Here is a 13014-nt window from a genome sequence, read left to right as displayed (position 1 = left end):
ATTGGGTACTGTGTATTTATCCATGTGTTTTTGCGAAAGCGTACACCGAGGTTGTAGTGGAAAACGATGAAGTGATCATCGAGCGGTTTCTCGATGCGATGTGGATGGAGCGGGGATTATCTGAAAACACCCTGATTTCATACCGCAATGATCTGAAAAAATTGGAAAACTGGCTCGATGAGCAAGGTCTGGCACTGGAGCGGGTGTCAAGCGATGAGCTGCAGCGTTACCAGCAGTGGTTGTTCGATGCTGACTATAAACAGACTTCCCGGGCCCGAATGGTGTCGGCAATCCGCCGGTTGTTCCAGTATTTGAATCGGGAAAAAATGCGTGACGATGATCCCAGCGCCATGCTGGTGAGCCCCAAGCTACCCAAGCGCCTGCCCAAGGATATTACCGAAGAGCAAGTCGGTGCCTTGTTATCGGCACCCGATCCCAACGATCCTATCGAACTGCGTGATAAGGCGATGCTGGAGTTGCTGTACGCCACTGGGTTGCGAGTAACAGAACTGGTCAGCTTAACCATGGAAAATGTCAGCTTGCGCCAAGGGGTGGTGCGGGTGATCGGTAAAGGTAATAAAGAGCGTCTGGTGCCGATGGGTGAGGATGCTATCGACTGGATAGAGCAGTTCCTGCAAAGCGGCCGGCCGCAATTGTTGGGAGAGAAAAGCTCGGATGTGGTATTCCCGAGCAAGCGGGCCAAACAGATGACCCGCCAGACATTCTGGCACCGGATCAAACACTATGCCGTAAAGGCGGGCATTGACGCTGAGACATTGTCGCCGCACGTAATGCGCCATGCCTTTGCCACCCATTTGCTCAATTACGGGGCGGATTTGCGGGTGGTGCAGATGCTGCTCGGTCATAGCGATCTATCGACCACCCAGATCTATACCCATGTCGCAACCGAGCGACTCAAGCAGCTGCATGGTGCGCACCACCCGCGTGCTTGACGGCTGCTTCGCCTTGCTTACCGTGAAGGCTAACCTGCATCTGGTTGATACTTAGGTATATACTAGAGAGGATGAGTTATTTTGCGGAATGTGAAATTTTTTTGCACTACCGGGGTCATATATCCAGTAGTGATGGGTGCTGGCGGTGATCGCCATACTCCGGCACGAATTTATTTTTTGAAAGGAAAGAGTCACATGCACTTTTTGGGTCGTACGTTACTTGCAACCACAGTGGCAATGACTGCCTTTACGGCATCAGCCAAGCCTGATGAGGCGGCAATTACAAGCAAGTTGAGCAATCTTGGGCTGGCGCCGGTTTCTATCAGTGCTTCACCGTTACCAGGGCTCAATGAAGTCGTGACTGAGCGTGGCATTTTTTATGTTTCCGATGATGGTGGCCATTTCATTCTTGGTAGCCTGTATCAGGCTACCGATGCTGAGCCGATCAACCTGACTGAGCAGAAGATGGCCAAGTTGAACAAGGCCAAGCTACAGGGGATGGAGGACGAAATGATCGTCTATCCGGCCAAAGACGAAAAATATGTGGTGACGGTCTTTACCGATACCAGCTGTGGTTACTGCCGCAAGCTGCATAGCGAAATGCAGGCTTACAATGATGCCGGTATTACCATTCGTTATCTGGCCTTCCCGCGCGGTGGTGAACGTTCGCGTAACTTCGATGAGATGAGTGCGATTTGGGGGGCCAAAGATCCGGCAATGGCGATGACACAGGCCAAAGAGGGCTCCTTCAACCCAGCCGGGGTCAAGCCGCAGAATGATCTGGTGAAAAAACATTACCAGCTTGGTGTTGCCATGGGTGTATCCGGTACGCCGGCGATGATTTTGGAAGACGGCACCATGCTGCCGGGTTACCAGCCGGCACAAATGCTGCGCCAGATGCTGGATAACCGTGGCTAAAACAAATACTGCCCCGGCCAGCCGGGGCTTTTTTTATGCGTTGAAATTCTGTTGCCCACTCAGGTCCTGTGCCTATAATGGCTTGTGGCACATATGCCCAAGCGACTTTAACTTATCCCCAGCTATAGACTGTCCCGATGATTGAAATTAAACGCCGTCCAGAAGCCGACACCAGCCAGTTTACCGACTTAACCCCGCCTATCTTGCAGCGGATCTATGCTGCCCGAGGTATTTCCAGCGAAGCCGAATTGGAGCGCGGGGTACGTGGATTGCTGGGTTATAACCAGTTGTACGGCATTGCCCCAGCCGTAGCGCTGCTCAAGCAGGCACTAGCCGCACAGCGTCGGATCATCGTGGTCGGTGATTTTGATGCCGATGGTGCCACCAGCTCAGCATTGTCAGTGCTGGCCCTACGGATGCTGGGCAGCCGTAATGTCGATTATCTGGTTCCCAATCGCTTTGATGATGGCTATGGCTTAAGTCCGGAAGTGGTTGAGCAGGCTGCCGAACGCGGGGCTGAACTGATCATGACGGTGGATAACGGGGTCTCTTCAATTGCAGGGGTTGCCGCCGCGAAAGCGCGCGGTATTCAAGTGCTGGTCACCGATCACCACTTACCGGGAGATGTGTTGCCGGAAGCGGACGCTATCGTGAACCCTAATCTGCATGAGTGTGACTTTCCCTCCAAGGCATTGTGTGGGGTGGGGGTTGCCTTCTACCTGATGCTGGCCGTGCGTGCGTCGTTGCGAGAGGATAACTGGTTTGCCGAGCAGGGGCTGCCTGAGCCTAATTTAGCCGAGTTGCTGGACTTGGTGGCGCTGGGGACTGTGGCTGATGTGGTGGCACTGGATGGCAATAATCGTATTTTGGTTCACCAGGGCTTGCAGCGTATTCGGGCTGGCAAGTGCCGAGCGGGAATCCGTGCCCTGATTGAAGTCGCCAACCGCGATCCGGCGCGCTTGGTTGCTACCGATTTGGGGTTTGCCCTAGGGCCGAGGATCAATGCGGCAGGACGCTTGGATGACATGTCATTCGGGGTGGAGTTATTGCTGTGTGACAACATTCAGGCGGCACGCAGGATGGCCACCGAGCTTGATGCCTTGAATCAAACCCGCAAAGAAATTGAGCAGGGAATGAAAGAAGAGGCGGTGGCAATTTGCGAGCGCCTTAAGTTTAACAAGCAGGACATGCCTTACGGTTTGTCGCTGTTCCAGCGTGACTGGCACCAAGGCGTGATCGGGATCCTTGCCTCGCGTATCAAAGAGCAATACCACCGCCCAGTGATTGCCTTTGCTGACGCTGGCAATGGTGAAATCAAGGGGTCGTGCCGATCTATCCCCGGTTTGCATATGCGTGACGTACTGGATCTGATTGATACCCAGAACCCGGGCATGATCCTAAAGTTCGGCGGCCATGCTATGGCGGCTGGACTGACTATTCCTGAGGCGCAATTGGACGCCTTTAACCACGCCTTTGACCAAGCGGTACGTGCCGAGCTCGACGAAGATGCATTGCGTGGCGTGTTGCTCAGCGACGGTGAATTGATGCCGCAGGAGTTGAACTTGCAGGTGGCAGAAGTCTTGCGGGCCGGCGGGCCGTGGGGGCAGCAGTTCCCTGAGCCGATGTTCGATGGCCGTTTCCGTTTGCTACACCAGAAACTGGTGGGCAGCAAACACCTCAAGATGATGCTCGAGCCATTGGCCGGTGGCAGTGTGATAGACGCTATCGCCTTTAATGTTGATGTCCGTCGCTGGCCGGATGCCTCGGTCCAGCAGGTGGAACTGGCGTACCGACTGGATGTCAACGAGTTCCGCGGTAACCGCAGCGCCCAGTTATTGGTCGAGCACATCACCGCACTTTAGGGGCTACTGGCAGACCCCAAACCGTCTGTCGTTGTCCCCGTTGCAGAGAGGCAAGATGAAATCGGGCCTCTCTGTGACAGCCGGCGTTTTTGTGATCGGGTTAAAAAAATAAATTCGCCGATTCCCTTCCCTTTCCCCTGTATATTCTATCTACAATTCGATAGAATCCTTCGGTTATGTCCATTTCGGCTATGAAGAGTGGCAATGTTCGAGATTAATCCTATTAAAAACCGACTTGAGGATGTATCAGCACGTACTGATGTCCTTAGGGGGTACCTTTGACTATGATGCCAAGAAAGAGCGTCTAGAAGAGGTCAATGCAGAGTTAGAGCAACCTGATGTATGGAACGAGCCCGATCGCGCACAGGCGCTGGGCAAAGAGCGTTCATCATTAGAAGCGATTGTTGATACGATCGATCAGCTGGACCAAGGCGTGGAAGACGTCGAAGGTTTGCTTGAGCTGGCGATTGAAGAAGAAGACCAAGAGACATTTGACGAGATTGAACCAGAACTCGCTGAGCTAGAAAGCAAACTGGCCAAGCTTGAGTTCCGTCGTATGTTCTCTGGCGATCATGATGGCTCAGATTGCTATATCGATCTCCAGGCAGGTTCGGGTGGTACCGAAGCACAGGACTGGACGTCCATGATGCTGCGTATGTACCTGCGCTGGGCGGATGCCAAGGGCTTCAAAACCGAAGTTATCGAAGTGTCCGAAGGCGATGTGGCTGGCCTTAAGTCGGCAACTGTCCGTATCAGCGGTGAGTATGCTTACGGCTGGCTACGTACTGAAACCGGTGTTCACCGCTTGGTGCGTAAGTCACCATTTGACTCCGGCGGCCGCCGTCATACGTCTTTCTCATCGGCATTTATTTACCCGGAAGTCGATGACAACATTGATATCGAGATCAATCAATCTGACCTGCGAATCGATGTGTACCGTGCTTCGGGCGCGGGTGGTCAGCACGTAAACACCACCGAGTCGGCCGTACGTATTACGCACGTACCGACCAATACCGTGGTGCAGTGTCAGAATGACCGCTCTCAGCACAAGAACAAAGATCAGGCGATGAAACAGTTGAAAGCGAAACTGTTCGAGCTTGAGATGCAGAAGCAAAATGCTGAGAAGCAAGCCAACGAAGACTCGAAGTCTGACATTGGTTGGGGTAGCCAGATCCGCTCGTATGTGCTGGATGACTCCCGTATCAAAGATTTACGTACCGGGGTGGAAAATCGTAACACCCAGGCCGTACTTGACGGCGATTTAGACCGTTTTATTGAAGCTAGCCTGAAATCAGGTCTGTAACCGACTCCGGTTAAAACATTTAAGGGTTAACCCATGACTGATCAATTACAAGATGAGAATAAGCTGATTGCTGAACGTCGCGCGAAATTGGATAAGATCCGCGAGAACTGCAAAGCAAACGGCCACCCAAATGATTTCCGTCGCGATAGCCTAGCGGCAGATCTGCAGGCTAAATACGGCGAACTTAGCAAAGAAGAGCTTGCAGAAGCAGGCCACGTAGTGTCGATTGCTGGTCGTGTAATGGCTAAGCGTGGTCCTTTCCTTGCGATTCAAGACGTTTCTGGCCGTATTCAGGCTTATGCTGACAAGAATGTTCAGAAAGAGCTGAAAGAAAAATACTCTGGCCTGGATATCGGTGACATCATCGGTGTTAAAGGTGCCCTGCACAAATCAGGTAAAGGTGACCTTTACGTGAACATGGACGAGTACGTGCTGCTGACCAAAGCGCTGCGTCCTCTACCTGAGAAATTCCACGGCCTGACCGATCAGGAAATGCGCTACCGCCAGCGTTACGTTGACCTTATCGTTAACGACGACTCGCGCAATGCGTTCATCATCCGCTCTAAGCTGGTAGCGGCTATCCGTAACTTCATGATGTCGAAAGGCTACCTTGAAGTGGAAACGCCTATGATGCACGTGATCCCTGGTGGTGCGACGGCACGCCCGTTCATCACTCGCCACAACGCACTCGACATCGACATGTACCTGCGTGTGGCACCTGAGCTGTACCTGAAGCGTTTGGTTGTCGGCGGCTTTGATCGTGTATTCGAAATCAACCGTAACTTCCGTAACGAAGGCCTATCGCCACGTCACAACCCAGAATTCACCATGATGGAATTCTACCAAGCTTACGCTGACTACAAAGATCTGATGGATCTGACCGAAGAGATGCTAAGCACGGTTGCGATGGATGTACTGGGTTCAACGGCGATGCCTTACGGTGACGAGACGGTTGAGTTCGGCGGTACCTACACGCGCATGAGCATGTTCGAAGCGATCAAGCACTACAACCCGAGCCACGAGCAAATTCAGGCGCTGACAGAAGAAGATCTGCAGAACCGCGAGCTAATGGTTTCTATCGCTAAGTCTGTTCACGTTGACGTGGAAGATTTCTGGACATGTGGCCAGCTGCTAGAGGAAATCTTTGGTGAAACGGCTGAACCAAAACTGATCCAGCCGACGTTCATCACAGGTTACCCAGCGGATATCTCGCCATTGGCACGCCGCAGCGATGACAACCCGTTCTTCACTGATCGTTTCGAGTTCTTCATCGGTGGTCGTGAAGTGGCGAATGGTTTCTCTGAGCTTAACGATGCTGAAGATCAAGACGCACGTTTCAAGGCACAGGTTGAAGCGAAAGATGCCGGTGATGACGAAGCGATGTTCTACGATGCTGACTACATTACAGCACTGGAGCACGGCCTTCCGCCAACAGCGGGTCAGGGCATCGGTATCGACCGTCTGGCAATGCTGTTCACCAACACTCACACTATCCGTGACGTCCTTCTGTTCCCGGCAATGCGCCCGCAGAACAACGACTAATCCACGCTGATAGTGCATGACGAAAGCCACCCTCCGGGGTGGTTTTTTTATACCTGCAACATGAGTTTGTGGCTGTATTAAATCTACCTTAGCTCATTATGGTGGCTCTAATGGCTTTTCTGAACCGGCTCAGGAAAGCCATTTTTTATAGTTTCCAATAATAAAATGTGATTACAAAATGTTCGTATAGTGAACGCGTGGGTGTGATGAGGGGCACGTTTTCCGTAATTGATAATTCTGTATACAGAGCCACATCTCGCCAAACTTTGTGCTATTCGTGATGTGAATAAGTTGCGGTTATGCATGGGTTTTAGTGTTTTATTTTGTGTTTTTGGCTGAATGTTGGTGATTAATGATCTGTTTCAATTGTGGCTAAATTGTAAAAAATGTTCTTTTAAGTTTGTTTTGTCTGTGTAAAATGACGCTCAATCTCGCGATGGACAGCGGGAATGGGAAGTAAATAGAGTTTTTAAAGCACAACAGACTGGAGATGGACGATGAAGAAATCGCTATCAGGAAAGATATTTACAGGCTTGTTTGCCGGCCTGATCATCGGTACGGCAATACAGTACCTGTTTAACGGTGTGACCTTGATGGATACCTATGTGCTCGGCTTGGCAGAAGGTGCTGGCGGCATGTTTGTTTCGTTGATCAAGCTATTGGTTGTTCCTTTGGTGTATGTCTCGATTGTATGCGGTATCGTTGAACTGAAGGACATTACCGCATTTGGGCGCCTTGGTGGTAAAACCTTTGCCCTCTACATTATCAATACCATCATCGCTATCACCGCCGCCCTAACGGTTGGGATGATTTTCCAACCGGGTGCCGATGCCAATTTGGCCGGTACCGTGTCGGAAGCCGTTGAACTGACGACGACTGAAACTCCGGATATCTTCTCGCTGATTGTCAACATCGTACCGAGTAACCCGGTGCAGGCATTTGCCAATGGCGATATGCTGCAGATTATCTTTATGGCGATCCTGACGGGTCTGGCAATCCAGGCGTTGGATACCCGTGGTGGCCCAGCCATTAAGACCTTCAAAATGGCCAATGAGATCATGATGAAGCTGGTTGGCCTGGTGATGAGCTTGGCGCCATTCGGTGTGTTTGCCCTGATGATCCAATTGGGGGCGACTCTGGATGCCAACACGTTGATGTCAGTCGCAGGCTATGTCGCCTTGGTTGTTTCGATGCTGGTGTTCTGGATTTTCTTCTTCTACCCAATGATGGTCGGCTTGGCGACCGGTATTAAGCCAAGTGAGTTTTTACGCCATACCCGCGAGCAGATCCTGTTCTCGCTATCAACCGCAAGCTCGAATGCAACCATTCCAGTGACAATGCGTACCCTGACAGACAAGATTGGTGTGTCCAAGTCTGTCGCTGGCTTTGGTGTCCCACTGGGGGCAACCATGAATATGTCAGGGGTATCTATCTACATTGCTCTGGCAACCCTGTTCGTCGCTAATGCTTTCGGCCAGCCGATCAATAGTGCTGATATCTTCACCCTTGGCTTGACGATCCTGTTGCTCTCTATCGGTGCCGGTGGTGTTCCTGGCGGTGGTGTGGTGATGGTTGGTGTATTGCTGCACCAACTGGGCCTGCCACCGGAAGGTTTGGCCATCATTGCAGCTGTTGACCGTATCAATGATATGTTCTGTACCAGCTCGAACGTCGTTGGTGACACCGCCGTCAACACCATCGTGGCTAAGTCAGAAAATGAAATCGGGACTGCTGAAGCCAGCATCGAGCCACAGCCCGAGCGCGTTACGGTGAATTAACATTAGGGTTGAATAGAGTGAAATATGAAAGCGCCTTCGGGCGCTTTTTTTATTTGCGTCCAAAATTTCTTCCAATCGCCAGACTTAGCTACAATTTTAATATTAAATTAATTGCGCATTAATTTAATTGTGTTGGTTGCCTGGGGATGGCATGGTGTCGCACCTGCTTGAATATACCTCAGTCAACATGGATGCTCAGGCCGAGAAGGTATCGCGGATGAATAGAACAAAGGGAAATAGCTCAGTCTTGGGGACTTTGGTGATTTTAGGCGGGGGGACTCCGACCTGGATTAAGGTGCTGGAAAAAGCGGGCTGGGCTTGCCATCGCTGTTACGATCTCCGTACTGCCGAATCGCTGCTGCTGGAGATCGGTCCCTGCATTGGCGTGGTCGATCTCACCCGGGATGACTTTAGTTTGCAAGGAGTGGCTGGGCTGGTAAACCGCAACAAGCAGGTCCGCTGGCTGGCATTGGTGAAAGAGCGCCAACTAGGCCATGATGCCATCTGCCAGTTCATTGTTAACTTCTGCATTGATTACTTCACCGATCCGGTCCCTGAATCTCAGCTGCTCGCGACCATCGGTCACCAACTGGGGATGCTCCAGCTGGAGCATCGGGTATGGCCGCAGCTAGGGGTGTTTGGTCAATCAGGTTTGCAGGGCGAGCAAGCGGCGATGAAGAAACTCCGCCATCAGGTCAAGCGGATCGCGATGGCCGACGTGCCCGTCTTGGTCCAGGGCGAGATCGGTACCGGCAAGGAGTTAGTTGCCCAAGCCATCCACCAAGCATCGACCCGTGCTAAAAGTGCGTTTGTCTGCGTGAAGTGTGAATCGTTGACGGAGAGCTGGATGGCAGAGCTGGACGCCGGTAAACCTCCCGAATGCTGCCTAGCTGCAGCAAATGGCGGGGTGCTGTTTCTTGACGAAGTTACCCAGCTTGATCGCCAGCGCCAGCATGAGCTAGTCCGCTTGCTGCAAGGCGAAACCTTTATCACCGTATCGGGTCGGAAAGTGACGGCAGATATTCGGGTGATTGTCTCAACCCGCTACTCACAAGAGGAGCTCTTGGAATCAGGGTTGATCAGTGAGGCGCTGTACTTTCGGCTCAATGCCTTGGGGGTGATGGTGCCGGCACTTCGCGAACGGGGAGAAGATATCGTGTTGCTGGCAGAGTTTTTTATGCTGAAGTTTGCCCGCCAGTACAACAGCCCTGTCAAGCAACTGTCTCCTCAGGCTTGCCAATTGCTGGAGAACTATTTCTGGCCTGGCAACGTTAGGGAGTTGATAGGCCATATCAAGCGGGCCATCTTGCTGGCAGACGACAAGATGCTGGAAGCAGATCACCTTGACTTGCCGCGACTGCTGGACGACAAGCAAAGTCTCAAGAAAATCCGGGAGGACTCGGAGCGCGGGGCAATATTGACGGTACTCGAAAACAACAAAGGACAGATTTCAGCCGCTGCCAGGGAGTTGGGGGTGTCGAGGGCTACCATGTACCGGTTGCTCAACAAGCATGATCTGGTGCCACCGCCCAAGCACTTTCGCCAAAGTTGATACTGGTGGCATTGTCTGATGCCGTACGTGATAGTGGTGAATAATTCACCAAATGTTTGCGCTCTAGACCGTAACGCAGAGCATTGTTGTTTTTATCGTCGTTATTGTTGCAAGTGGTTGTTTTGTAGTCATGACTTGTTACAATAAACCCATATTTCACATCTTCATAACTTATTACCGGAGGAACTGATATGCCAACTTCTATCATGATGTCGTACACCTGTTCATTCGGTGATACCTGCATCAAACCTAATCATTAACGGCAATCCGCTGTGTCAATGGGCCGCGGGTTTCTGTCGCGGCTAGTTAAGTTTTGCTTATGTTGTCAGCCTAAACGGCAGGATCTGTGTCCCTCCAACTATCTGTAATTAATTTGGAGAGTACCATTATGCGCCAATCTGTTTATTTACGCCTTGCTGTCTTTCTTGTCCAACTCGATGTAAAACGCGAGGATGCCCAGTGGCGGCGTGAACACCGTCGTGTTCAGGTCCACCTGCCATACCACCTTTCGGCGTATATGCTAAAAGATATCGGTATCGATAAGGAGCGGCGTATTGCCCCGCTCCTGCTGAGCACCCCTGCCAGCCGTAAGGTTCGCCGTTTGAGACGGGCATACAAATCGAGACTCCTGACGTAATGCCTTCCCCCGTAATACGTTTGCGGGGGAGGAAGATATGACGAACTGTTAGCAACAGGTATAGACCGTCATGGCTTGTAACATTTACCAACGCTTTGCGACGAATGCTCACTAGAGCAAGGGCCGAAGCTTAGGTAAAGTAGCCAGGCATCAACAAAGGTGTCTACCTAAGTTGGTTGAGCTAATGTTTTTCGGCCCCCGTATGACGGGGGCTTTTTTTTGCCTGCGGTTTGCTGGTGGGGATGATTGGCAAGTTATGGGCAAGGGTTGGAATACTCTATACCGACTTCTTGCAGATCCTGCAGCACCTCTTCATTGAGCTCGATATCCAAGCTGTCGATGTTCTCGTTAAGCTGTTCGAGCGTGGTGGCACCAATGATGTTGCTGGCGACAAAGGGGCGTTGGTTGACGAAGGCCAGTGCCATCTGGGCTGGGCTCAGACCATGCTTGCGGGCAATATCGACATAAGCTTCGGTAGCGGCAATGCCTTGCGGTTTGAAGTAACGCGAAAAGCGCTCGAACAAGCTGCAGCGGGCTCCTTCCGGACGGGCACCATTGAGGTACTTACCACTGAGGGTGCCGAATGCGAGCGGCGAGTAAGCCAGCAGCTCGACCCCTTCATGGTGGCTGATCTCTGACAGGCCGACTTCGAAACTGCGGTTGAGCAGGTTGTAGGGGTTTTGGATAGTGACTACCCGTGGCAAGTTATGCTTTTCGGCCAGACGCAAAAATGACATCACGCCCCAAGGGGTCTCATTGGATAGACCGATATAGCGAATTTTCCCGGCCCTGACCAGTTCGGCCAGTGCTTCCAGCGAGTCTGTCAGGGTCACACCGGAATGATCTTCTTGATATTGGTAGTTGAGCTGGCCGAAGCAGTTAGTTTCCCGTTGTGGCCAGTGCAGTTGATACAGATCGATATAGTCGGTTTGCAACCGGTTGAGGCTGGCTTCGACGGCGTCGTGGATATTGCGCCAGTCCAGGGCCATTTCCGGTCGTATGTAGGGTAAATTGCGGGGGCCTGCCACCTTGCTGGCGAGGATCACTTTGTCTCGTTGGCCGGTTTTTTTCAGCCAGCTACCAATATAGGTTTCAGTGAGTCCTTGGGTTTGCGCGTTGGGCGGTACGGGGTACATCTCGGCGGTATCAATGAAGTTGACGCCGCGCTCAAAGGCCAAGTCCAGCTGGCTATGTGCTTCTTGTTCGTTATTTTGCTCACCGAAGGTCATGGTGCCGAGGCAGATTTTGCTGACCTCAAGACTCGAGTGAGGGATCTTGTGGTATTTCATTCGCCCTCCTTGGGCTCAGCAGGTGTTCTGTCTTCGACTATAGCGCGAGTTCAATAGCGTGAGAAGTCCTACAGCACCTCGGTGCGTTGCTATCTTGGCCTTGCTGGGGAGGGGATTGTGACCAATAGTTAGGTATTGTCGTAGTCGGTCATACAAAGCAACGCTGGGGGAAGCGCGATGAAGTTGTCACAACTGAAACACTGGACCAGAGCTGGAAACGGGGCGATCCCTGCTTGTATTCTGACAAGTTATGCCGGTTGTTCTGACTACCTGCTTGAGGTGGAGTACAAACATCACCTCGAGCCACTCAAGACCGAGAGCGGGGATATGGTCAAGTTCCAGTCCATTGAACAGGTGCGGGAGCTGTTGCGTCCATTGGGGATCACCAGCGTGACATTAAGGGTTATTGATCCCTATGATGAATTCTCGCCTGACGGTCAACTGAGCCATTGCCGCGAAGACATGACAATCGCGCTTTAGGCTCTGCTAGAGGATAAAGTACTTTTCCAATAGGCCTGCGGTAAACTGGGTCTTGAGGTAGAACCCCCTAGGCAGGGTTTTGATTGGCTGACCATTGGCACCGTAAGCTTCGGTTTGCGCCTTGCTGTTGGCCGCTTTCGGACGCAATTGCAGCACTTCGCCGTGGCGAGCGGTGATCTGTTCGACTTGGCCGAGCACGATCATATCCATCAGCTCCTCCCAGTCCTGCCTGAGTTGCTGCTCTTCCTCAGGAGAAGGGCTCCACAACAGTGGCGATCCGACATGGCGATCGGCCAGCGGAATGTCCCGTTCCCCCTCAACCGGAACCCACAGTACTCGGGCCAGTTTATGGCGTATATGGCTGTTTTCCCAGCATAGGCCATGCAGTCCTATCAGCGGAGCTACACAGACGAAGGTGGTTTCCAGCGGTTTGCCGTGGTATCCCACAGGAATGGTCTTGAGCTCAATACCCAGCTCGGTGAAATCAGGCACCGGTTTGCTACCGGCACTGGCACCGAGGTGCCACTCCAGCAATTGTCCCACCCAGCCCTTATCACGACGTAGATCCGGCGGGACGGCAATATTGGCGATTTGCGCCAGTTCACCGAGTGTCATGCCGGCGAGGGCGTTGGCACGCATCAATAGTTCCTGTTCAGTCTTCGGGGTGGGTTGCATGGCGTTTACCTTCTTTGTGGCAGGA

The 13014-nt window shown here is 52.2% G+C and carries 12 protein-coding genes; 9 read left to right on the top strand and 3 right to left on the bottom strand.

What is annotated here, in order from left to right:
- The first annotated feature begins 56 nt into the window (after positions 1-56).
- The 7 genes from xerD to C9I99_RS20630 all read left to right on the top strand — a co-directional run bounded on the left by xerD (position 57) and on the right by C9I99_RS20630 (position 9908).
- Entirely contained in the window at positions 57-953 is an 897-nt protein-coding gene (gene xerD, locus C9I99_RS20660; RefSeq protein WP_107350724.1) for a site-specific tyrosine recombinase XerD, read from the top strand.
- Between the two features lie 195 nt (positions 954-1148).
- Entirely contained in the window at positions 1149-1871 is a 723-nt protein-coding gene (gene dsbC, locus C9I99_RS20655) for a bifunctional protein-disulfide isomerase/oxidoreductase DsbC (protein WP_107350723.1), read from the top strand.
- Positions 1872-2008: 137 nt separating this feature from the next.
- A complete protein-coding gene (gene recJ / locus C9I99_RS20650) occupies positions 2009-3733 on the top strand; it encodes a single-stranded-DNA-specific exonuclease RecJ (protein WP_107350722.1) in 1725 nt (574 codons plus the stop codon).
- A gap of 204 nt (positions 3734-3937) precedes the next feature.
- Positions 3938-5036 (top strand): peptide chain release factor 2 gene (gene prfB, locus C9I99_RS20645; protein WP_107350721.1). Its coding sequence is split into 2 segments (ribosomal slippage): positions 3938-4012 and positions 4014-5036, totalling 1098 coding nucleotides; the frame shifts between segments, so codons are not numbered across the junction.
- A 33-nt stretch (positions 5037-5069) separates the two neighbouring features.
- On the top strand, positions 5070-6578 hold the full coding sequence (gene lysS / locus C9I99_RS20640; RefSeq protein ID WP_107350720.1) for a lysine--tRNA ligase: 1509 nt from the start codon (positions 5070-5072) through the stop codon (positions 6576-6578).
- A 497-nt stretch (positions 6579-7075) separates the two neighbouring features.
- On the top strand, positions 7076-8356 hold the full coding sequence (locus C9I99_RS20635) for a dicarboxylate/amino acid:cation symporter (RefSeq protein WP_107350719.1): 1281 nt from the start codon (positions 7076-7078) through the stop codon (positions 8354-8356).
- Positions 8357-8573: 217 nt separating this feature from the next.
- Positions 8574-9908: a sigma-54-dependent transcriptional regulator gene (locus C9I99_RS20630; protein WP_107350781.1), complete on the top strand. Its 1335-nt coding sequence runs from the start codon at positions 8574-8576 to the stop codon at positions 9906-9908.
- Here the strand turns inward: C9I99_RS20630 and C9I99_RS20625 are convergent.
- Complete coding sequence (locus C9I99_RS20625; protein ID WP_170108144.1) at positions 9859-10116, bottom strand: hypothetical protein; 258 nt, start codon at positions 10114-10116, stop codon at positions 9859-9861. The genes C9I99_RS20630 and C9I99_RS20625 overlap by 50 nt on opposite strands.
- Before the next feature lie 180 nt (positions 10117-10296).
- Here C9I99_RS20625 and C9I99_RS20620 point away from each other — a divergent pair, with 180 nt between their 5' ends.
- Entirely contained in the window at positions 10297-10545 is a 249-nt protein-coding gene (locus C9I99_RS20620; RefSeq protein ID WP_107350717.1) for a hypothetical protein, read from the top strand.
- A 254-nt stretch (positions 10546-10799) separates the two neighbouring features.
- Here C9I99_RS20620 and C9I99_RS20615 read toward each other — a convergent pair whose 3' ends face one another.
- Positions 10800-11834 carry an NADP(H)-dependent aldo-keto reductase gene (locus tag C9I99_RS20615; RefSeq protein ID WP_107350716.1) on the bottom strand — a complete coding sequence of 345 codons (1035 nt, stop codon included), beginning with the start codon at positions 11832-11834 and terminating at the stop codon, positions 10800-10802.
- A 177-nt stretch (positions 11835-12011) separates the two neighbouring features.
- Here C9I99_RS20615 and C9I99_RS20610 point away from each other — a divergent pair, with 177 nt between their 5' ends.
- Complete coding sequence (locus C9I99_RS20610; RefSeq protein WP_107350715.1) at positions 12012-12314, top strand: DUF6482 family protein; 303 nt, start codon at positions 12012-12014, stop codon at positions 12312-12314.
- A 6-nt stretch (positions 12315-12320) separates the two neighbouring features.
- Here C9I99_RS20610 and mutH read toward each other — a convergent pair whose 3' ends face one another.
- On the bottom strand, positions 12321-12989 hold the full coding sequence (gene mutH, locus C9I99_RS20605; RefSeq protein ID WP_107350714.1) for a DNA mismatch repair endonuclease MutH: 669 nt from the start codon (positions 12987-12989) through the stop codon (positions 12321-12323).
- Positions 12990-13014: the final 25 nt, after the last annotated feature.

Source organism: Photobacterium lutimaris, assembly GCF_003025555.1.
Taxonomy (GTDB): domain Bacteria; phylum Pseudomonadota; class Gammaproteobacteria; order Enterobacterales; family Vibrionaceae; genus Photobacterium; species Photobacterium lutimaris.
Note: the sequence above shows the minus strand (reverse complement) of the source record. Positions and strands in the feature narration are given on the sequence as shown.